Source organism: Pseudomonas sivasensis (assembly GCF_052938085.1).
The window spans coordinates 3,870,336-3,889,939 of sequence record NZ_CP176442.1; the positions used below are offsets into that span (position 1 = coordinate 3,870,336).

Genomic DNA, 19,604 nt, shown 5'->3' on the forward strand with positions numbered 1-19,604 from the left:
TTGGCGAGGGGCGGGACTGAACTTCTGTCATGCAAAGTTCATAAAGGGCTGCTAACGCAAAAAAAATCAGCAACGGCACAGGCCGTTGCTGATCGGGGTTGCGGGTCGTTGAAAGCCTGGGTTACAGCGGACGACCGATGGCGTTGCAGACGCTGGTGTTACCGATGCCTTGAGCGCTGGAAGCGGTGGCAAAGGTGTCACGCACGGCTTTTTTCCAGTTGGCTGGCAGCGGCACGAAGCGGTTGTTGTTGATGGCGGTGTCGTTGTTGATCAGGTTGCCGTAGTGGCGGTTGAAGAACGCACGGACCTGGGTGGTCTGGGTGGCGTCGGCGTAGCACTGGCTGAAGATCACGTTAGTGAAGCCCAGGATCGGGTAGCCGCTGGATGGGTAGGCGAACGTCGCCGGGCCGCTGGCGGTGGCAGCGAATACCGGTACCCAGTTGTCCGGGTTAGTGGCGTCGATGAACGAACCATCGGCACGGGCTTCGGTTGGCGCAGGGATCTGGCCAATGGCGGTGGAAACGTTGGCAGGCGCTGGCGAAACACCGCCAATCTTGGCCACTTTGGTGGCGTCATCCAGACCGGCCAAGGTGGTCGCCGCGTAATCCGGGCTCATGTAGGTGATCGCGCCATCTTGAGCGTTCAACGCGGTCATTACGCCTTGGCTGCCGGTAGCGGCCACTGCGCCAGCAGGCAAGCCTGCACCGTAGCTGGACGAAAAGGTGGTGGTCACGGCGAACGGTTGCGTCTCAGCGCACTTGGCGTTGAGGAAGCGCGTGAACAGTTCGGTGGTACCGCTGGACTCGCTGCGGTAGATCACTTTGATCGCGCCGGTGCGACCCGAACCAGTGATCTGGCTCCAGTCGGTCAAGCGGCCCGAAAACACGCCGCACAGTTGGTTGACGCTCAGATCAACCGCGTTGGCGCCAGCCTTGTTGAATGGAATGGCGACCGAAGTGGCCACCGAAGGCGCCTGGATCAACTTGCCCCAAGTCGCTTGTTTGTTGGTTTGGTAAGCCAGCAGCTCAGCAGCCGTCAGCTTGGAATCGCTGCCTGCCCAGTGCACGTTCTTGTTAGTCACGCCCGCCACGAACTTGGTGTAATCGTTGTTCAGGAAAGCCGCCTTGCCGTTGCCGCTGCCCACGCCGATGTAGGCGGCGAAGCCAGTGGTGAGGACGCCGGAGGTTTGGTACAGCGGCTGTGGCAAGGTTGCGCCGCCGCCGTTGATGTCAGCCATTGCAGCCTGGGCCGAGCACAGTGCAGCGAGGGTCATGGATACCGCGAGAACGTTGCGCTTAAACATGAAGAATCTCCTTTCGTCGTGTTTGTACGTTTGGGGTAGATGGCTCTTGCATGACGCCATGGCTTCGGTCCCAAGCCGTGATAAAGGGGTGGCCGGGGGTGAAAACCATGGAAGAGAAAGTCGCAGTTTCCGATGACAGATGTAGGAAAAAACCTCGGGAGGAAACACTTGATTTTTAAAAAGATTCTCGGGTGTTTTGGTCATGATTCTGAGCGATTTCAGCCCAGGTGACAGCGAGGTTTCAGAGGCCCTGCCGTGGAGGCGGCAGGAACCGTTGGCAGATGACGGAATGAGGAACCCGAGGTTGGAACCCGGACATCGGGATACCAAAAAAACAACTGAAAAACGCGTTGAGTGGTGGAGGACGCTCGCCCCCCAATAGAACTGGATTTCCACGCAATGGATCTGCCCCCCGACAAAACGCGGTGTCTCAGAGAGGGTGCCGTGTCAGGTTTTGGGGTGGCTTCACCACCCAGCGCGGGGCAAGCCCGCTCACCCCAGTAAGCCCGCTCACGCCGTTTGATCAGGTAACGAGTTGGTTGATCTCGATGATCGGCAACAGCACCGCCATCACAATCACCAGCACCACCGCCCCCATCACCACGATCATCAGCGGCTCCAGCAGCGCGGTCATGCCCATGGCCCGGCGTTCGATATCCCGCGACAGCGTCTGCGCTGCACGTTCAAGCATCGGCGGCAGCGAGCCGGTTTTTTCGCCGCTGGCGATCAGGTGGATCAATACCGGCGGAAAGACTTTCTCCACCGCCAGCGCCGGCGCCAGGTTGACCCCTTCGCGTACCTTGGCAGTGGCGTCGTTGACGCACTGGCTCAGGCGCTCGTTGGACAAGGTTTGGCGCGCCGCCTCCAGCGCCCGCAACAGCGGCACGCCAGCACCACCGAGGATGGCCAGGGTCGAGGCAAACCGCGCCGTGTTCAGACCCAGTACAAAGCGCCCGATCAGCGGCAGGCGCAGCACGCGACTGTGCCAATTCAAGCGCGCCACCGGGTTGCGCAGGTACAAACGCCAACTCCAGAAACCGCCGACAATCCCGGCGAAACACAGCCAGCCCCACGCGCGGATAAAGTCGCTGGCGTTGAGCATCGCCAGCGTCAGCCCCGGCAGGTCCTGACGCGCCTGGGAAAACGCACTGACCACCTGGGGCACCACGTAACTGAGCAAAAAAATCACAATGCCGATGGACACCAGCCCCACCACACCGGGGTAGATAAACGCGGTGAGAATCTTGCCGCGCAGGTTGTTGCGTTCCTCGATGTAGTCCGCCAGGCGCTCCATCACCTGGGCCAAGTCACCGGACTCCTCCCCCGCCGCAATCAACGCACGGTAGATCGACGGAAAGTCCCGAGGCCGCGCCGCCAACGCATCCGCCAGGCGCATGCCGCCGCGCACATCCCCACGCACGGCCGCCAACGTCTGGGCGATGTGCTTTTTCTCGGCCTGCTCCACCGTGGCACTCAGCGCCGCCTCCAACGGCAGGCTGGCGCCGAGCAGGCTCGCCAGTTGCCGCGTGGCCCAGGCCAAGTCGTTGTCCGAGAGCTTGGGCGTGAACAGGCTACTGCCCGCCGCCGCTGGCTGGCCGCCTTCGATCTGCACCAACAAGGCCGTCAAACCCCGCCCGCGCAAGTGGGCAAACGCTGCGCTCTGGCTGTCGGCCTCCACATGCCCGACCTCGACTTTGCCGCTGGCATCCGCGGCTTCATAGCGATAGCGATTCATCAGGCGTCCCGTGTCACGCGCAGGATTTCTTCGGGGGCCGTGACGCCGCTGCGCACCCAGCGCTCACCGTCTTCACGCATGCTGAACATCCCGGCCCGCCGCGCGGCCAGGCGCAAATCCTGCTCGCCGGCGCCTTGGTGAATCAGGCTGCGCACATCGTCGTCGACGCAGAACAATTCATGGATACCGGTACGCCCGCTGTAACCGACCTGGTTGCAGTGCGAGCACCCCACCGGACGCCAGGTGCCCGGCGCGGCAGGATCTTCCTGCTTGCAATGGGGGCACAGGCGGCGCACCAACCGCTGGGCCAACACACCCAGCAATGACGACGCCAACAGGAACGGCTCGACGCCCATGTCGATCAAGCGGTTCACCGCCGACACAGCATCGTTGGTGTGCAACGTGGCGAGTACCAAGTGACCGGTGAGCGAGGCCTGCACGGCGATCTGCGCGGTCTCCAAGTCGCGGATTTCACCGATCATGATGATGTCCGGGTCCTGACGCAGAATGGCCCGCAGCGCCAGGCCGAAGGTCATGTCGATCTTGGCGTTGACCTGGATCTGGCTGATGCCCGGCAAGTCGTATTCCACCGGGTCTTCCACGGTAAGGATATTGCTGGTGCTCGCGTCCAACCGCGCCAACGCCGCGTACAGGCTGGTGGTCTTGCCACTGCCGGTGGGCCCGGTGACCAGCACAATGCCGTGGGGCTGGCGGATCAAGGTATCGAGGCGCGCGAGCAACTGCGGCTCCATGCCCAGAGTCTCCAACTGCAAACGCCCGGCCTGCTTGTCGAGCAAACGCATCACCACCCGCTCGCCATGCCCGGTGGGCACCGTCGACACTCGAATATCAATCGGCCGCCCGGCCACACGCAACGCAATGCGCCCGTCCTGGGGCAGGCGTTTTTCGGCGATGTCGAGTTGAGCCATGATCTTGATCCGCGACACCAACGCGCCATGCAGCGCCTTGCGTGGCGACACCACATCGCGCAGCGTGCCGTCGACGCGGTAGCGCACCACGGAATGGGTTTCGTAGGGCTCGATATGAATATCACTGGCCTCGTCCCGCGCTGCCTGGGTGAGCAAGGCGTTGATCATGCGGATCACCGGCGCACCGTCCTGGGTGTCGAGCAGGTCGGTGATCTCGGGCATGTCCTGCATCAGGCGGTCGAGGTCGACCTCGTTTTCCGCCGCGCCCACCACGGCGGCGGCGCTGCCGGTGTCGGCGTAGGCACTGGCCAGGAGACCGTCGAGTTCGTCATCGCGTATCTGCTCAATCCGCGACTGGCCGAACTGGCGCTGCACTTCGCTGATCGACCAGCCGGGGGTTGAGGGGCAGACGGTCAGCAACATGCCGTCCTCGCCGGGGCGCAGGAGGATGCGTTGGGATTTGGCCCAGGCGTAGGGGAGCAGGCTCACAAGGCATCTTCCTGACCGAGCACGGTCCAAATGTGGGAGGGGGCTTGCCCCCGATAGCGGTGGGTCAGTGTGTACATCTGTGGCTGACACACCCTCATCGGGGGCAAGCCCCCTCCCACATTCAGATCTTCATTTGGATTCATGGCCGTGCACCTACCGGTACAGCCCGAATCACCGCCCTCGGTCCCGGCTGCTGCCCCCCCCGGAATCGCCCTCTCCACCTGCTCAATCCGCGACTGGCCGAACTGGCGCTGCACTTCGCTGATCGACCAGCCGGGAGTTGAGGGGCAGACGGTCAGCAACATGCCGTCCTCGCCGGGACGCAGGAGGATGCGTTGGGATTTGGCCCAGGCGTAAGGGAGAAGGCTCACAAGGCATCTTCCTGACCGAGCACGGTCCAAATGTGGGAGGGGGCTTGCCCCCGATAGCGGTGGGTCAGTGTGTACATCTGTGGCTGACACACCCTCATCGGGAGCAAGCCCCCTCCCACATTCAGATCTTCATTTGGATTCATGGCCGTGCACCTACCGGTACAGCTCGAATCACCGCCCTCGGCCCCGGCTGCTGCCCCGCCCGGAATCGCTTTCTCCACCTGCTCAATCCGCGACTGGCCGAACTGGCGCTGCACTTCGCTGATCGACCAGCCGGGGGTTGAGGGGCAGACGGTCAGCAACATACCGTCCTCGCCGGGGCGCAGGAGGATGCGTTGGGATTTGGCCCAGGCGTAAGGGAGAAGGCTCACAAGGTATCTTCCTGACCGAGCACGGTCCAAATGTGGGAGGGGGCTTGCCCCCGATAGCGGTGGGTCAGTGTGTACATCTGTGGCTGACACACCCTCATCGGGAGCAAGCCCCCTCCCACATTCAGATCTTCATTTGGATTCATGGCCGTGTACCTACCGGTACAGCCCGAATCACCGCCCTCGGCCCCGGCTGCTGCCCGCCCGGAATCGCCTTCTCCACCGAAGGCAACTGCGGCGCCTGCACATCCGGCATCGCCCAACTGTGTTCCGGCTGCAACCCACCCTGCGCCCGACGCATAAACTCATAGCGGTTCAAGGTAATACTGCGCCCCGCCCCACTGTCGCGAATGATGTAAGGCCGCAAAAACACCATGAGGTTGGTCTTGCTCACACTGCGCTTCTCATTGCGAAACAACGCCCCCAACCCCGGAATATCCGATAGCCACGGCACCGCGTCGTTGCTCTGGCTATAGCCATCCTGCAGCAACCCACCCAGCACCATGATCTGCCCGTCATCCAGCAGGATGCTAGTATCGATCGCGCGCTTGTTGGTCACCGTGCCCGCTGCCACCGACGCCCGGGAATCCACACTGCTGACTTCCTGATAGATATCCAGCTTCACCGTGCCGCCCTCGGAAATCTGCGGGCGCACGTTCAGCTTGAGCCCCACTTCTTCGCGCTGCACGGTCTGGAACGGGTTATTGCTGGTGCCCCCGCCGCCGGTCACATAACTGCCGGTGACAAACGGAATCGTCTGCCCCACAAAAATGCTCGCCGCTTCGTTATCCAGGGTCAGCAGGTTGGGCGTGGACAGCACGTTGGTGCCGCCCTTGCTCTTCAAGGCGCGGGCCAGCACCTTGAGGTCGAGCACCTTGCCGATCCCTGGAATATCCACGGTGCCGTTGACCAGGCCGATGTTCAGGCCCTTGGGCAACACATCAATGCTGGTGGGACTGGTGGGCGTGCCATTCACACCGCTGCCGCCGAGGTTGACGCCGCCAAACCCGCCTTTGCCCGCCAGGTTGCCGGCCTGCCATTGCACGCCGAATTCCGTGGCGTCGTCCTCGCCAACTTCGACGATCAGGCTTTCGATCACCACTTGGGCGCGGCGTTGATCGAGCATGTCGATCACTTCCCGCAGGTTGCGGTACAGCGGGTCCGGCGCGGAGATCAGCAAGGTGTTGGTGGTGGCGTCTGCCTGGATGGTTACGCCGCCGGCGCTGAACGCAGTGTCCTGATCCTTGGACGGGCTGGCAGTGGAGGGTGAATCCTGGCCATAGCTCGATTGCACGCCACTGCCGGTGGGCGTGCCACTGCTGTTCTGCGCATTGCTGGCTGGGGTGGTGTTCTGGCCATTGCCGCCCATGGCGCTGAGTTTGCTGCGCGCCTCGTCGCTGACCCCGGCGTCACTCTCGCCGGTCAGCAACCCGCGCAGCGACTGGGCCAGCTTGCCCGCCTGGGCGTTGCGCAGGTACACCACGTGCATGTTGCTGGGGTTGCTTTGGGCGTTGTCGAGCTTGTAGATCAAGTTACGCGCCAGCTCCGTGCGCTCGGGGCTGCCGGAGCGAATGATGATGGAGTTGGAACGCGGATCGCCAATCACATTGATCTTCTGGGTCTGGTCGGCCCCCTGGGTTTCCAGGAGCTCGGCGACCATGGCCGCGATATCGACAGCAATGCCGTTCTGGATTTGCACCACGTCAGTGTCGATGGCGCTGGGCGTGTCGATGCCACTGATGATCTGCGCGACCCGCGCGAGGTTTTCCGCGTAGTCGGTGATGACGATGCTGTTGTTACCGGGGTAGGCGTTGATCGGGTTGTTTGGCGACACGATGGGGCGCAGCACCGGGATCAGGTTCACCGCGTTTTCGTATTGCAGGCGGAAGGTACGGGTCTGCATGCCGCTGCTGCCGGCGCTGTAGATCGGCCCGCCGAGCAACTTGGCATCGGCCTCCGGCACCACCTGGGCCACGCCGCCGACATCAACCACGCTGAACCCCTGCATGCGCAGCGCCGCCAACAGCATGTCGTAGGCCTGATGCGCGGGGACCTGGCCTTCGCTGACCAGGGTCAGGTTGCCTTTGACACGTGGGTCCACCAGGAACTGCTGACCGGTAGCACGGGACAGTGCGCGCACCACGGCCTGAATATCGGCGTCGACAAAGTTGAGCTGCACCGGTTGGTCGCCCAGCGGATTACGTGCCTTGACGGTCGTCGGGGCCTGGCCTCGGGCGCTGTTGGTCACCCGGTGCTGTATGGCGGGTTTGGGGACAAGTTCGCGCTGGCGATCCAGCACGGTATCGCCGCCGCGGCGGGTCTCGGCCAACGGCTGGCCGAGTTCGCTGTCCACCAACAACGGCTGGGTGGCCTGCTGGGTGCTGCATGCACTGAGCGCCAGCAACAGCAGTGGCGCGGCCATACGAAAAGGGGGGACTGACCACTTCATGAAGCTTCCTTAGCGCCAAGCGCCTGATCCATGCGAACGGTCCCGGACACAGTGCCGGCCGAGGTGTCGACGGTGTCCGGGGCACGCTGCAAACGTGCCTCGGACACTTCCAGAGAAAAGGTTCGGGGATTGCCCAACAACCAGCCCACCACAGCGTCCGCCGGGGCGTTGTCAAAGGTCAGGCGCCAACCGCCAGCATCCAGCGCCTGCAACTGGTAATGCTCGCGCAGACCGGCGCTGTCCAAGGCCTGGCGCAGCGCAGCTTCGTCGGCGGGCCGAGGTGCTGTGACGTCCTGCAACAGCACCTGCAACGCGGCAGCCTGGGCGCGCAGCTTGGGGGTTTCGGCTTGCCAATAGTCGATCTTTTTAAGCGCGGGCTGGACCAGAATCAGCCAGGTCAACAGGCTCGCCAGCACCAGACCGGCCCCCACCAGCATGCGTTTTTCACGCAGGGCCAGGCCGTTCCAGAACACATGGGTCTGGCTGCGTACGCGGTGCCATTTATTCATCGCCGGCTCCAGGTTTTTCCGCGACCTGCGCGGGCGCAATGCTCCAGCCATGGTCGTCCCTTGTGGCGGTAAAACCTGCCTGGGCCAACGCGGCTTGCCACTCGCCCTCGGCCGCCGGGCTGCGGCTGTCAGCCAGCAGCTCCAGGTGCAATCGCCCCTGCTCAAAGGTCAGGGTGTCGACGCTGCCCACCATAAACGGCAGATGGCTGCCCACCAGTTGCAGCAGGCTGGGAAAGCGCTGGCCGGGGTCGGCGGCGGCGCCAGTCTGGCGTGCAGTCAGTTGCTGACGGGCCTGCTGCAACGGGTTGAGCACCACCGGCAATTCAGGAAACGCCTGGCGTACCTGCTGGCTCATCAACGCCTTGAGCCGCTGGCCTTCATCCGCCTGGCGGGCGGCGTACAGGTTGAGGCCGACCGTCCACACGACGGCAGCCAACGCGACACAGCCCAGCGCCCTGCCCCAGCCACCGCTGGACGCTTGGCTGAGACGCGCGTGCAGGCCCCAGCTCGGCACGGCACCGGCCCAACGCTGCGCCGCGTCCACCAGCGGTACATCGAGCGCCTGCAAACCCAGCGGGTGCACCGCTGCTTGTTGCAGGCTGTCGCGCGTCAACAAATAGCCTTCATCCAACGCCGCAGCCCCTACCGGCAAGGCATAGGGCGCGGGATACAGGCCGCGCAGTTTGAGTGGCGCCTGCGCCAGGACCTGGCTGAGTCGTTCCAGCCCAGCCTTCGGCACCCAACCAACCTGCACGCGGCCATCGCTTTCGCGCGGGCCGTGAGCCACTTGCATCTGTTCCACTGGGCCGAGGATCAACGCCTGGGCCGCGCAGGCCACGGCGGCATGGGTTTTGGCGGCAGGCAGTGGCGGCAATTCGAGGCTTGTCAGCAGGCTGTCGCAGGGGTGCAGAAAGCAGTCCACCGCGTGGCGGCCCTTGCCCAATTGCGCCAGGCTCTCATGACCTTCAGAGACCACCGTGCCACGCTCCCACCAGGCCCATTTCACCCGGCTATCCACACTCAATTCAGCCAGCGGCGGCAAGGCAATGCGCAAGCGTTTCATACGCCCACCCGCGACCAGATCACCTGGGGCCGGCGGTTTTCCGGACGGTGCAGCAGCGCGTCGAGGGTCACCCGACGTTGCTCCTGCCGCGCCTGGCCTTGCAGGCGAAACCACTCGCTGGTGATGCCGACCTGCACTGAGTCCACCGCCACCTGGGGCAAGTGCAGGCGATTGACGAAATCCCCCCGGTTGATAAACCAATGCCCGCCGTCACGTTCAGCCACCAGCGCCTGGGCCTGGGACAGACTCAGTTGGGGCACCACGGCGCTGAGCACTTCGGCGCGGGCGGTGTTGCCGTTGACCCAAGTCATGTCGGGCAGCACGCTGATATAGGTCTGCATGCGCTGCAACACCGCGGCGTCGAGGCCTTCCACACCGCTCAAGTCATCCAGGCTGCGCAGCATCGGGTACTTGGCGGGCATATCGAGTTGCGCATAGGACGCGATGACCCTCTGGCTGATACGCCGGCTCACTGCCGGGTCAACACCGATCAGGCGGCACAGGCGTTCAAAACTCTGCAATTGCTCGGCATCCACCCGCTGGCGATTGACCAGGTTGCGCAGGTTGAACTTGCCCTGCTCGTCTTCAACCCGACCTTCGAATGTGCCGCCCTGAGCGCGGGCCCAAGGTTGGTCAAGGCGGGTCAGCACGTCTTTCTGGCGCGCCTCCCACAGTATCTGTCGGCTGCGCTCAAGCCCCCCCTGCAACAGCCACTGGCCCTGCGTGCGCATCTGCTCGGCTTCCAGGCTGCGGGTAAACACGGTCTGGCGCGTGAGCATGGCGCCGGCGATCACCGCGACCACGGCGGCGATCAGCAACGCGCTGATAATCGCCATGCCGCGCTGCTTCGCCACTGGGGGCGAATACTGTTTCATGGCGCGCCTTACAACTGCCAGGAGCCAATATCGGCATTCACGCCATCGCCATCCGGCTGGCCATCGGCGCCGAGGGAGAACACATCGACTTCACCATTGGCGCCCGGGTTGAGGTAGTGATACGGGTGGCCCCACGGGTCATTCGGCAATCGGTCAAGGTAGGCGCGCCAAGTGTTGGTCTTGGCATCCGCCGGGCGTTCCACCAGCACTTTCAGGCCCTGGGTCATGTTCGGGTAAGTGCCGTGGTCGAGGCGGTAGAGTTTCAGCGCCTGCATCAAGCCGCCGATGTCCTGCCTGGCCGCCGTGGCCCGCGCCTGGTCCGGCCGGTCGAGCACCTTGGGCACCACCATCGCCGCCAGAATCCCGAGGATGACCACCACCACCATGATCTCGATCAAGGTAAAGCCACGCTGGCCGCGAGGGCCTGGCAATGGGGACGTTAGGCGCGCGATATCCATCTCGACATTCCTTGGGTTGGTTGCATTTCGTGGCGCAGTGTTGCAAGAACATATGTCAGTCGTATTGAAAATCCTCGGGAGGTTCGGTCGCCAATCGGTCAACTCGCGGCGCTAGTCTGCGGGCCTGTTTACGGGCTTTGAGAGCGCCATGTACGGCCATCGCAACGAGCAAGGATTTACCCTGATTGAAGTGCTGGTGGCGCTGGCGATCATTGCCGTGGCCATGGCCGCCGCTGTGCGTGTGGCCGGGTTGATGACCCAGAGCAACGGGCTGCTGCGGGATAAGTCGATGGCGTTGTTGGCGGCCCAAAGTCGCCTGGCAGAGGTGCGCCTGGAGGGCGGCCTGCGCAGCGGCAAGAAGACCTTCGAGTGCGACCAGGGCCGCTTGAAGCTGCGGTGCGAGCAGACCGTCAGCGCCGATGGCCCGCTCTTTCAAATCAGCGTGTTGGTGCTCGACGCCAGCCGTGAGGCGCCGCCCCTGGCGCGGCTCGCCACCCAGGTCATGGCCGAGTGAGGCGCGGCAACGCAGGGGCATCCGGCAACTTATCGAGGTTGACGCGCAGCTTCTCGCCACCGCGCTCAATCTCCACGCCATCGCCTTCGATAGCCGTCAGCCGCACGCCAGGGCTGAGGCGTTCACCCAAAAGAAAACTGCGCGGCGGGCCGTCGTTGAGGCTGAGGATCGCCACCGCACCGCGCGCGCCAGCGAGCACGCCAGTGACCTTGACCTGCAACGCCGTCGGCGCATTGGCAAACCATTGCAGCGCCGGGTTATCGCTGCGCGCCGCCAGAGCCTGCGGGGTGGCCTGGGGCGTGTGGGATTCGGCGGACGTGAGTAGCAGCGGCGTCCACACCACCCCGCCAGCCAAAGCCGCCAGCAACGCGCCGATCTGCACGCCCTGGGCGGGTGAAAAACGCAGGGAAAAAGCCATGAGTGGGACCTCCTGTTTGTCCGTATCTCCAGCGTACAGGCCAATTCGCACGTTTTTATTTCACAACCTCGCCAGTTCAGCAGGTGCCCCACGATGAAACAGCACGGCTTCACTCTGATCGAGCTAATGGTGGTGCTGGTAATCATCGGCATCGCCAGCGCGGCCATCAGCCTGAGCATCAAGCCTGACCCGCTGCACCTGCTGCGCAAAGACGCCGAGCGCCTGAGCCAATTGCTGCAAGTGGCCCAGGCCGAAGCCCGCGCCGACGGCCGCCCGATTACCTGGCGCGCCGATGCCAAGGGGTTTCGCTTCAACCGTCGCCGTGATGACGGGATGGGCATGGAGGCGTTCCAAGGCGATGCCCAATTGCGCCCACGCTTATGGGAGAGCACGCCGATGCAAATCAACATCGAACCCCGGCAAACCCTGGTGCTCGATGCCGAGTGGATCAACCCACCCGTGCGTGTGGTGCTGTCCGACGGGCAACACAGCCTCAGCCTGCAACGCGATGCCGCCGGTTTGATGCGCGTGGTGAGCCAGCCATGAGTTCAGCGCAGAAGGGCTTCACCCTGATCGAAGTGATGGTGGCGATCATGTTGATGGCGGTGGTCAGCCTGATCGCCTGGCGCGGCCTCGACAGCGTGACCCGCGCTGATCATCACCTGCAGGCGAGCACGGAACAGACTGAGGCGTTGTTGCGAGTGCTGAACCAGCTGCAGCGGGACATCAGCCTCAGGGCCAGCGTCGAACTGACCGCACCGACAGACGACGCCGACGGACTGGCCGCGGTGACGGTGCGCAGCTCTGACAGCAAGGGGTTTGAGTTGGACGTGATTCGTCGTGCACCGGTCGCCGGGGATGGGCTGCAACGGGTGCGCTGGTGGCTCAAGGGCGACAACCTGTATCGCGCGGCGGCGCCTGCGCGGGATCGGTTTCCGTTGCCGGCGGCCAAGGATGGCGTGGTGGTGTTGACGGGGGTGAGCGATTTGCAGGTGCGGGTGTGGGAGACGGATAAGGGCTGGCGGCAGTTGAGTGGGAATCGGCGGGGGGATCCTTTGGGGTTGGAGGTTAGGCTGGTCAGGCAGACCGCTCAGGGTGTTGAGCGGTATCGGCAGGTTTTGGGGCCTTTGCGGGTGGGGGAGTGATTGGGGGCATATCCGTTATTTGGGTGATGGCCGCTTAGGGTTCCGCCCTTACGGCGGCTCACTTTGGAAAAGCCCCAAAGTAAGCAAAGGGCTCTTGCCCCAACACTCGGCACCTCGCCTAGGCTCGGTGTGCCCTCACTCCGGCTTGAATCCGTGGGCCGCCGCGATGGGCCATCCATGGCCCAGCGCGGCTAACCCGGCGTCCTGCCGGGTTACCCACGGATTCAAGCCTGCGTGCGGCCAGCGTATTTGACGGGGCGCCTAAGATCAAAATCAAGATCACAATCAAAAGCGCAGATCAAAAGACCGCTGACTTCGTCAGCGAAAAGGATGTAAGAGCCAGATCAAAAGCACATCAAAAGCACATCAAAAGCACATCAAAAGCAGAGCAAAAGCAGAGCAAAAGCAGAGCAAAAGCGGGACGGCAGGCTAGAACCTATCTGTCTGATCTATGGAGATCAAACTGTGGGAGGGGGCTTGCTCCCGATGGCAGTGGGTCAGTCACAACTGCATCAACTGACACACCCTCATCGGGAGCAAGCCCCCTCCCACATTTGAAATGAGGTCGACCTGAGAACCCGGTCGGCTCTAAGGCCGCCGCGCTCTTGCTTTTGATCTGAAATCGCCCCGTCAACCACGATGGCCGGAATCCGACGTTGATTTGGGGGGTAAACCGGCAGGGATGCCGGTTTAGCCGCCCTGCGCCATGGATGGCGCGTGGCGGCGGCCCCCCAAATCAATGTCGGATTACGGGCATGCCGAGCCTAGGCGAGGCACCGAGTGGTGGGGCGAAGGCCTTTTGGTTACTTTTGTGCCTTTACAAAAGTGACCCGCTGTAAGAGCGGAACCACAAGCAGCCGTTACCTAAATAACGGATATGTACACCCACAACCCTCAACTCAACAAAACAACCCCCCCAGGCAACTCCGTACACTTAGCCCCATAAGCATCCCGTATCAACAACGCCACGCCCGCCAACTGCTGCAAACTAAACCGCGCCTGCACCCGCCGCTGCCCCAGTTCCTTGTTAAGCAACACCAACATCCCAGGCCGATAGCGGTTGATCTCATCCACCACCGTCGCCAACGTCGCGTTGTCAAACACCAGCACCTGCTCACGCCAGGCCACCACCGACTGCGTATCCACGGTGATCACGTCACCGACCCCGGCAGCGCCGTAGCTCATTTGCCGACCACGGCCCAAACTCACGCTGTTGCCGCCAACGTCCACCGACAGCGACCCTTCGATACAGGTGACACACACCCTGTGATCGGTATGACGCACATTGAACCGCGCCTGCGCCGCACTGACCCAGCCCTCCCCGGCCTGGACCTTGAGCGGCTGCGCAATATGGGCGACGACCTCGACCTCGCCTTCGAGCAATTCAATCCCCTGACCCACCCGGCTTATGCGCGTCTGGGTATTGAGTTCCAGGCTCACGCCGTCACTCAACAGCACTTGGCGCTGCTCGCCGACCTCAGTGCGATAGTCCGCCGTCAGCCCGGAAAACCCGCCCGGCACGCCGACGCGCACCATCACCACCGCCGCCGACGCGGCAATCGCGGCCCCCAGAAATGCGCGACGCCCGAACTGACGCGGCGCAGACGGTTGCTCAAGCGCCGGTGCCAATTGCTGCCACAACCCCTTCGCCTGCTCAAACGCCTGGGCATGCTCCGCGCTCTGGGCGCACCAGGCTTTGAGGGCCTTGGCATCGGCCACGGTGGCGCGGCCCGAGGTCAGCAGGAGCAGCCAGTCGCGGGCTTCATCGTGCAAGGGGCTGGCGGCGGATTGCCGAGCGATGGAGAGGCTAAAAATGTTCAAGCGCGCACATACTCACGGTTTTATCAGGGACTCAACACTAAGACGGTTTTCCGGCGCCGGGACCGAACCGCTGGATCACTTTTCTTTCCAGACGTTTGGCGCAATGACCCAGTGCGGCCTTGATTTCCTTCTCGACCATGCGCGTGGAAATGCCGAAGCGCTGGGAGATTTCCAGGTGCGGCGCCTCTTCCAGGCGGGCGGCGATCAGGATCTTGCGTCGGCGCGAGGGCAGTTCATACAGGGCTTTGACCAGGGACTGGATTTCACGTTGACCGCCCACCACCCGCGACGGGTCCTGGGCTTCGTCGGCGCTTTGCAGCAGTTCTTCCACCTCGCTGCCGGTCAGCAAACGGGCGTCGGCCTCGCGGCGGTCGGCAGCGATGTTCAGGGCCATGCGGTACAGGTAGGCATTGGGTTGCGCCAGGTTCGGCGGCATCTCCATGCGGTCGACTCGCAGGTAGGTTTCGTGCAACACGTCATTGGCCAGGTCCTCCGAGCCCAGACGCTTGCGCAAACGCACCTTGAAATCTTCGTAAGAGGCCAGGAACAAGCTGACCATCGTGCTGTGCCCGGTATTTTTCATCCGCCCGAGGCTCCTTTTACGGCTGTGCATTCCATGCGTGTTCCTGTGGTGTCGGGCATCAAGAGCAAAGTCACCGGTTGACGCAGTGAACTCGGCGCCGGGCGTTCCACCCGTGCAGCGCCCAAGCTGCGGACCAGTGCTTCATCGCGTTGTTCATCGCCGGTGGAGCTGACCAGCCGGCTGTGTTCGATCATGCCGTCGCGGTTGACCCACACCTGCACCAGCGCACGAAAACTGCCGGGCCGAGTCAGGGGCGAACGGCACAGGCTGGTCTCGATGGCCTGCTGCAAGGCCGTGGCGTAGCTGTTATTGATCCGCGCAGCACTGCGGGCCGCCGCACCATGCGCCGGGGGCGGTTGGCTGACCTCGGGCAACTGCAAGGTAAACGCATCGCTGCGTGCATAACGTGCCATCAGGCCGCTCCCTGTCAGCAACATCGCCAGAGCCTCCTGCGCCGTGAAGCGACCGCGCACGGCGAGGGAGCGTCGGCCCTGCGTCAACTCGCGGTCCACGAGCACCGCTATCCCCGTCGCGCGGCTATAGGCCTGCAGGGCGTGTTCAAGGTCTTGCGCGGGCAGGTTCAGCAGCAACAGCGGCGACTGCGCGCGCGCAACCCCGCCGCCGGCCAGCAGCAACAGCAAGACCAGGGCGCATACGGCGCGCCTCCAGGCTCCCTGTTCACCCCCTGCGTAGCATCGCTGCACGGCCGACGCGCCCTAGAAAACCGTCATCCTGAGGCCCGTTTATGAACCTGATGTTACGGTGATAGCAAAAAAAACATCACGGTGACGAGAAGCCCGCTGCACTAGACTCTCAAGCCATACCGGCCCACTCCTTCGGGCCTGCCAGGAGGCCATGATGAAGCTGCTCCCGACCCTCGCCAGCCTGTTGCTGTGCGCCGCCCTGCCCTTACTCGCCCACGCCGACAATGCGCCAAGCGGTTGCACCGAGGTCACGGTGGATGGGTACAAGGCGCCGGATTACGGCTGCCTGGGCCAACAAATGGGCAATGACACGAATGCAACCAAGGCGGCGAAGAAAAACCGTGAGGCGCAGCATCTTTCTATCGAGCAGCGGCCGCCGAACGCCGTGGGCTTATCCACCCCGGCGGCAACCAGCGTGCGCATGGGCAATACGTTTGGTACGTCGGTCAAGCCGCAACGGCCGTGAGCCTTTTGACGAAATTTTCATCTTTGCCCCCCTATGATCGGCCACCTCGTTGGGGAGTAACCGGCTTCTGACCCCGTTGGAAGCGTTCGTATCAACATATTCGGCAACCTGCCGTGGTGCGAACACCGTTTTTCGGTTGGTGAGACCAGCGACACATCCATGCCTAAAGTCGGGCGCGTGGTTGTGTCGTTGTGTCCTATAGCCCGACTGGAAGCCTCACCGTGAACCCCATTTCCCTGATTCTTCTCGCCCTGGCCATGTCCACGGACGCCTTCGCGGCGGCCATCGGCAAAGGCTCCAGCCTGCACAAACCGCGTTTGACCGAAGCCCTGCGTGCCGGTGTGATTTTTGGTGTGATCGAAGCCATCACCCCGATGATCGGCTGGGCGATCGGCCACGTGGCCACCCGTTGGGTGGAAAGCTGGGACCACTGGATCGCCTTCACCCTGCTGGTCGGTTTGGGCCTGCACATGATCTGGAACGGGCTCAAGGCCGATGACGAAGAAGCCGAGAAACCGACCCAGCACTCGTTCATGATCCTCGCCGTCACGGCGTTTGCCACCAGCATCGATGCGATGGCAGTGGGTGTTGGCCTGGCGTTCGTCGACGTGAATATCCTGGTGGCCTCCGCCGCGATTGGCCTGGCGACCATGACCATGGTGACCATCGGCATGATGCTCGGGCGGGTGCTGGGCACCGTGGTGGGCAAGCGTGCCGAGATGGTCGGCGGCGTGGTGTTGATGCTGGTGGGTGCGACGATTCTTTACGAGCATCTCTCGGTCTGACGTGCACACATAACAAATGTGGGAGGTGGCTTGCCACCGATGGCGGTGGGTCAGTCAATGATGCTGTGACTGTACTACCGTTATCGGGGGCACGCCCCCTCCCACAGGGGTTCTCCAGTAGTTAGGAGATCGGGTGTTCAGCCCGCGTGGCTTTCCTTCTTCAAACTCTCCATATCGATCACGAACCGATACTTCACATCGCCCTTGAGCATCCGCTCATACGCTTCGTTGATGCCTTGGATGTCGATCATCTCCACGTCCGAGACAATCCCGTGCTTGGCGCAGAAGTCGAGCATGTCCTGGGTCTCCTGGATCCCACCGATCAGCGAACCAGCCAGGCTGCGGCGCTTGAAAATCAGGTTGAACACGGTCGGCGACGGGTGCGGGCTGTCGGGGGCGCCGACCAGGGTCATGGTGCCGTCACGCTTGAGCAGGTTAAGGAACGCATCGAGGTTATGCGGCGCGGCGACGGTGTTGAGGATAAAGTCCAGGCTGTTGGCGACCTTGGCCATTTCGTCTGGGTTCTTCGACACCACCACATGGTCGGCGCCCAGGCGCAGGCCGTCTTCGCGTTTGTTGGGTGAGGTGGTGAACAGCGTGACCTCAGCGCCCATGGCGTGGGCGATCTTCACCGCCATGTGGCCGAGGCCGCCGAGGCCGACTACACCGACCTTCTTGCCGGGCCCGACCTTCCAGTGATGCAGCGGCGAATACGTGGTGATGCCCGCACACAACAACGGCGCCACAGCGGCCAGGTTGGAATCGTCGTGGGAGATGCGCAGCACGAACTTTTCCTTGACCACGATGCTGTCCGAGTAGCCGCCAAAGGTATTTTCACCGCCGAACACCGGGCCGTTGTAGGTGCCGGTAAAACCGCTCTCGCAGTATTGCTCTTCGCCCTCGGCGCAGGAGGCGCAGTGCTGGCAACTGTCGACCATGCAGCCGACACCGGCGAGATCGCCGACCTTGAATTTGCTGACATTGGCGCCGACTGCCGTCACACGGCCGACGATTTCATGGCCGGGGACCGACGGGTAAAGGGTGTTGTTCCACTCGTTGCGCACGGTGTGCAAGTCGGAGTGGCACACGCCGCAATAGAGGATGTCGATCTGTACATCGTCAGCCCCTGGCGCGCGGCGCTCGAAGGTAAAGGGCTTGAGGACATCCTTGGCGTTCTGGGCGGCGTAGCTGTAAGTCTTGGCCATTTCGTTCACCTGTGTGATCTGACGGTAGAGGTCAGTGGACCAGCATAGACGCTGAACCGTTCAACCAAGCACACCCATACAAGCCCTTCGTCAGGTTTACGGCAATAGTGAGCTAGAGTCTTCTCGCCCCCTCAATCAGGAGTTTTCCATGAGCACATTCGTTGCCAAAGACGGTACCCAGATCTACTTCAAGGACTGGGGCAGCGGTAAGCCCGTGCTGTTCAGCCACGGCTGGCCGCTGGATGCCGACATGTGGGAATACCAGATGGAATACCTGAGCAGCCGTGGTTACCGCACCATCGCGTTCGACCGCCGTGGCTTTGGCCGTTCGGACCAGCCGTGGACCGGCAACGACTACGACACCTTCGCCGATGACATCGCGCAGTTGATCGAACACCTGGACCTCAAGGAGGTGACCCTGGTGGGCTTCTCCATGGGCGGTGGCGATGTTGCGCGCTACATCGCACGCCACGGCAGTGCCCGGGTAGCCGGCCTGGTGCTGCTGGGTGCAGTGACGCCGATCTTCGGCCAGAAGCCCGATTACCCACAGGGCGTGCCGACCGATGTGTTCGACGGCATCAAGGCCGGTTTGCTGAAAGACCGTGCGCAGTTCATCGCTGATTTCAACACGCCGTTCTTCGGCATCAACAAGGGCCAGACCGTTTCCGAAGGTACGCTGACCCAGACCCTGCAAATCGCGATGCTGGCGTCCCTCAAGTCGACCGTGGATTGCGTCACGGCCTTCTCCGAAACCGACTTCCGCCCGGACATGGCCAAGATCGACGTGCCGACCCTGGTGATCCATGGCGATGGCGACCAGATCGTGCCGTTCGAAACCACCGGTAAAGTGGCCGCCGAGATGATCAAGGGCGCCGAATTGAAGGTCTACAAAGATGCGCCCCACGGGTTTGCCGTGACCCACGCCCAGGCGTTGAACGAAGACTTGCTGGCGTTCCTGAAGCGCTGAAACCGCTCTCCTTATTTAGCCGGGCTTGCCCGGCTTTTTTTATTCAGGCAAAACGCTGACCGAGCACAAAACGCCCCGGGCCGGCGATCAGCACGCTGGTAAAGAGGATCAGCAACAACCACCCAAACTGCCCTTCAAACAACGTCCACTCTGGATGCACGACCACCATGGCGATCAACAGCACCGCCAGGATGGGCAGGCATGCCAGGCGCACCAGCACGCCGGCAAGGATCAGCAACGGGCACAGCACTTCGGCAAAAATCGCCAGCAGCAGCGTGACGTGTGCGCCGAGGTGAAACGGGTCTTCGATCAGCTTCAGTTGTTCGCTGTAATTGAGCAATTTGGGCAAGCCGTGTACCCACAGCAGGAACAACGCCCCGCTCGCCCGCAGAAACAACAGCCCCAGATCCTGATGTCTTGATTCGTTCATAGGTGTTCCCTGTTGGT

The 19,604-nt window shown here is 62.8% G+C and carries 20 protein-coding genes and 2 pseudogenes; 6 read left to right on the top strand and 16 right to left on the bottom strand.

The annotated features are described in order from the left end of the window. Positions 1 to 121 precede the first annotated feature (121 nt). From ACKZ62_RS17670 to gspG, 10 genes and pseudogenes are all read right to left on the bottom strand, one after another. Positions 122 to 1,303 carry a substrate-binding domain-containing protein gene (locus tag ACKZ62_RS17670; protein WP_032885398.1) on the bottom strand — a complete coding sequence of 394 codons (1,182 nt, stop codon included), beginning with the start codon at positions 1,301 to 1,303 and terminating at the stop codon, positions 122 to 124. 523 nt (positions 1,304 to 1,826) lie between these two features. Beyond that, entirely contained in the window at positions 1,827 to 3,038 is a 1,212-nt protein-coding gene (gene gspF / locus ACKZ62_RS17675) for a type II secretion system inner membrane protein GspF (RefSeq protein ID WP_095185996.1), read from the bottom strand. Further along, positions 3,038 to 4,456 (bottom strand): type II secretion system ATPase GspE, encoded by a 1,419-nt coding sequence (gene gspE / locus ACKZ62_RS17680; RefSeq protein ID WP_122755897.1) that lies wholly within the window; start codon positions 4,454 to 4,456, stop codon positions 3,038 to 3,040. Before gspE ends, gspF begins: the two co-directional genes overlap by 1 nt. 226 nt (positions 4,457 to 4,682) lie before the next feature. Continuing rightward, positions 4,683 to 4,827: pseudogene (locus tag ACKZ62_RS17685) on the bottom strand (type II secretion system protein GspE); the annotation flags it as partial. 226 nt (positions 4,828 to 5,053) lie between these two features. Next, positions 5,054 to 5,198 (bottom strand): annotated as a pseudogene (locus ACKZ62_RS17690) (type II secretion system protein GspE); the annotation flags it as partial. 139 nt (positions 5,199 to 5,337) lie between these two features. Continuing rightward, on the bottom strand, positions 5,338 to 7,644 hold the full coding sequence (gspD, locus tag ACKZ62_RS17695; RefSeq protein ID WP_179179196.1) for a type II secretion system secretin GspD: 2,307 nt from the start codon (positions 7,642 to 7,644) through the stop codon (positions 5,338 to 5,340). Beyond that, positions 7,641 to 8,153, bottom strand: a complete 513-nt coding sequence (gene gspM / locus ACKZ62_RS17700; RefSeq protein WP_122681462.1) for a type II secretion system protein M — start codon at positions 8,151 to 8,153, stop codon at positions 7,641 to 7,643. The genes gspD and gspM overlap by 4 nt, the downstream gene beginning before the upstream one ends. Beyond that, on the bottom strand, positions 8,146 to 9,216 hold the full coding sequence (gene gspL, locus ACKZ62_RS17705; RefSeq protein ID WP_122681461.1) for a type II secretion system protein GspL: 1,071 nt from the start codon (positions 9,214 to 9,216) through the stop codon (positions 8,146 to 8,148). The genes gspM and gspL overlap by 8 nt, the downstream gene beginning before the upstream one ends. Further along, positions 9,213 to 10,091 (bottom strand): type II secretion system minor pseudopilin GspK, encoded by an 879-nt coding sequence (gene gspK / locus ACKZ62_RS17710; RefSeq protein ID WP_447095599.1) that lies wholly within the window; start codon positions 10,089 to 10,091, stop codon positions 9,213 to 9,215. Before gspK ends, gspL begins: the two co-directional genes overlap by 4 nt. An 8-nt stretch (positions 10,092 to 10,099) precedes the next feature. Next, on the bottom strand, positions 10,100 to 10,549 hold the full coding sequence (gene gspG / locus ACKZ62_RS17715; RefSeq protein WP_032885405.1) for a type II secretion system major pseudopilin GspG: 450 nt from the start codon (positions 10,547 to 10,549) through the stop codon (positions 10,100 to 10,102). A gap of 148 nt (positions 10,550 to 10,697) precedes the next feature. On the opposite strand from gspG, the gene gspI reads away from it, so the two are divergent. Beyond that, positions 10,698 to 11,063, top strand: coding sequence for a type II secretion system minor pseudopilin GspI (gspI, locus tag ACKZ62_RS17720; RefSeq protein WP_032885406.1), 366 nt, complete (start codon positions 10,698 to 10,700; stop codon positions 11,061 to 11,063). Here gspI and ACKZ62_RS17725 read toward each other — a convergent pair. Further along, positions 11,050 to 11,481, bottom strand: coding sequence for a type II secretion system protein N (locus ACKZ62_RS17725; RefSeq protein ID WP_032885407.1), 432 nt, complete (start codon positions 11,479 to 11,481; stop codon positions 11,050 to 11,052). The two genes, gspI and ACKZ62_RS17725, sit on opposite strands and share 14 nt — an antisense overlap. A 93-nt stretch (positions 11,482 to 11,574) precedes the next feature. On the opposite strand from ACKZ62_RS17725, the gene gspH reads away from it, so the two are divergent. Together gspH and ACKZ62_RS17735 are read left to right on the top strand one after the other, a co-directional pair. Beyond that, the gene (gene gspH, locus ACKZ62_RS17730) at positions 11,575 to 12,027 is read left to right on the top strand and encodes a type II secretion system minor pseudopilin GspH (RefSeq protein WP_032885408.1); all 453 of its coding nucleotides are present in this window, start codon (positions 11,575 to 11,577) and stop codon (positions 12,025 to 12,027) included. Further along, a complete protein-coding gene (locus tag ACKZ62_RS17735; RefSeq protein ID WP_122752800.1) occupies positions 12,024 to 12,626 on the top strand; it encodes a type II secretion system protein GspJ in 603 nt (200 codons plus the stop codon). Before gspH ends, ACKZ62_RS17735 begins: the two co-directional genes overlap by 4 nt. 894 nt (positions 12,627 to 13,520) lie before the next feature. On the opposite strand, the gene ACKZ62_RS17740 is transcribed toward ACKZ62_RS17735, so the two are convergent. From ACKZ62_RS17740 to ACKZ62_RS17750, 3 genes are read right to left on the bottom strand one after another with little or no spacing between them, the layout of a single operon-like run. After that, positions 13,521 to 14,447, bottom strand: coding sequence for a FecR family protein (locus ACKZ62_RS17740; RefSeq protein ID WP_447095600.1), 927 nt, complete (start codon positions 14,445 to 14,447; stop codon positions 13,521 to 13,523). Positions 14,448 to 14,484: 37 nt separating this feature from the next. Further along, on the bottom strand, positions 14,485 to 15,030 hold the full coding sequence (locus ACKZ62_RS17745; protein ID WP_032888437.1) for an RNA polymerase sigma factor: 546 nt from the start codon (positions 15,028 to 15,030) through the stop codon (positions 14,485 to 14,487). Next, positions 15,027 to 15,671: a secretin and TonB N-terminal domain-containing protein gene (locus tag ACKZ62_RS17750; protein ID WP_032888435.1), complete on the bottom strand. Its 645-nt coding sequence runs from the start codon at positions 15,669 to 15,671 to the stop codon at positions 15,027 to 15,029. Before ACKZ62_RS17750 ends, ACKZ62_RS17745 begins: the two co-directional genes overlap by 4 nt. A 217-nt stretch (positions 15,672 to 15,888) precedes the next feature. Here ACKZ62_RS17750 and ACKZ62_RS17755 point away from each other — a divergent pair, with 217 nt between their 5' ends. Continuing rightward, positions 15,889 to 16,200, top strand: a complete 312-nt coding sequence (locus ACKZ62_RS17755; RefSeq protein WP_032888433.1) for a hypothetical protein — start codon at positions 15,889 to 15,891, stop codon at positions 16,198 to 16,200. A gap of 221 nt (positions 16,201 to 16,421) precedes the next feature. Next, a complete protein-coding gene (gene mntP / locus ACKZ62_RS17760) occupies positions 16,422 to 16,985 on the top strand; it encodes a manganese efflux pump MntP (RefSeq protein ID WP_032888431.1) in 564 nt (187 codons plus the stop codon). 137 nt (positions 16,986 to 17,122) lie between these two features. Here the strand turns inward: mntP and ACKZ62_RS17765 are convergent, their stop codons facing one another. Continuing rightward, positions 17,123 to 18,190 (bottom strand): NAD(P)-dependent alcohol dehydrogenase, encoded by a 1,068-nt coding sequence (locus ACKZ62_RS17765; RefSeq protein ID WP_447095601.1) that lies wholly within the window; start codon positions 18,188 to 18,190, stop codon positions 17,123 to 17,125. A gap of 148 nt (positions 18,191 to 18,338) precedes the next feature. Here ACKZ62_RS17765 and ACKZ62_RS17770 point away from each other — a divergent pair, with 148 nt between their 5' ends. After that, the gene (locus tag ACKZ62_RS17770) at positions 18,339 to 19,157 is read left to right on the top strand and encodes an alpha/beta fold hydrolase (RefSeq protein ID WP_032888427.1); all 819 of its coding nucleotides are present in this window, start codon (positions 18,339 to 18,341) and stop codon (positions 19,155 to 19,157) included. 43 nt (positions 19,158 to 19,200) lie between these two features. On the opposite strand, the gene ACKZ62_RS17775 is transcribed toward ACKZ62_RS17770, so the two are convergent. Beyond that, positions 19,201 to 19,587 carry a DoxX family protein gene (locus tag ACKZ62_RS17775; RefSeq protein WP_095186008.1) on the bottom strand — a complete coding sequence of 129 codons (387 nt, stop codon included), beginning with the start codon at positions 19,585 to 19,587 and terminating at the stop codon, positions 19,201 to 19,203. Between the last annotated feature and the right edge of the window lie 17 nt (positions 19,588 to 19,604).

Bases quoted from the DNA above. Each gene is read 5' to 3' on its own strand.
- ACKZ62_RS17670 (WP_032885398.1), bottom strand. From the start codon at position 1,303: ATGTTTAAGCGCAACGTTCTCGCGGTATCCATGACCCTCGCTGCACTG.
- gspF (WP_095185996.1), bottom strand. From the start codon at position 3,038: ATGAATCGCTATCGCTATGAAGCCGCGGATGCCAGCGGCAAAGTCGAG.
- gspD (WP_179179196.1), bottom strand. From the start codon at position 7,644: ATGAAGTGGTCAGTCCCCCCTTTTCGTATGGCCGCGCCACTGCTGTTG.
- gspM (WP_122681462.1), bottom strand. From the start codon at position 8,153: ATGAATAAATGGCACCGCGTACGCAGCCAGACCCATGTGTTCTGGAAC.
- gspL (WP_122681461.1), bottom strand. From the start codon at position 9,216: ATGAAACGCTTGCGCATTGCCTTGCCGCCGCTGGCTGAATTGAGTGTG.
- gspK (WP_447095599.1), bottom strand. From the start codon at position 10,091: ATGAAACAGTATTCGCCCCCAGTGGCGAAGCAGCGCGGCATGGCGATT.
- gspG (WP_032885405.1), bottom strand. From the start codon at position 10,549: ATGGATATCGCGCGCCTAACGTCCCCATTGCCAGGCCCTCGCGGCCAG.
- gspI (WP_032885406.1), top strand. From the start codon at position 10,698: ATGTACGGCCATCGCAACGAGCAAGGATTTACCCTGATTGAAGTGCTG.
- ACKZ62_RS17725 (WP_032885407.1), bottom strand. From the start codon at position 11,481: ATGGCTTTTTCCCTGCGTTTTTCACCCGCCCAGGGCGTGCAGATCGGC.
- gspH (WP_032885408.1), top strand. From the start codon at position 11,575: ATGAAACAGCACGGCTTCACTCTGATCGAGCTAATGGTGGTGCTGGTA.
- ACKZ62_RS17735 (WP_122752800.1), top strand. From the start codon at position 12,024: ATGAGTTCAGCGCAGAAGGGCTTCACCCTGATCGAAGTGATGGTGGCG.
- ACKZ62_RS17745 (WP_032888437.1), bottom strand. From the start codon at position 15,030: ATGAAAAATACCGGGCACAGCACGATGGTCAGCTTGTTCCTGGCCTCT.
- ACKZ62_RS17755 (WP_032888433.1), top strand. From the start codon at position 15,889: ATGAAGCTGCTCCCGACCCTCGCCAGCCTGTTGCTGTGCGCCGCCCTG.
- ACKZ62_RS17765 (WP_447095601.1), bottom strand. From the start codon at position 18,190: ATGGCCAAGACTTACAGCTACGCCGCCCAGAACGCCAAGGATGTCCTC.
- ACKZ62_RS17770 (WP_032888427.1), top strand. From the start codon at position 18,339: ATGAGCACATTCGTTGCCAAAGACGGTACCCAGATCTACTTCAAGGAC.
- ACKZ62_RS17775 (WP_095186008.1), bottom strand. From the start codon at position 19,587: ATGAACGAATCAAGACATCAGGATCTGGGGCTGTTGTTTCTGCGGGCG.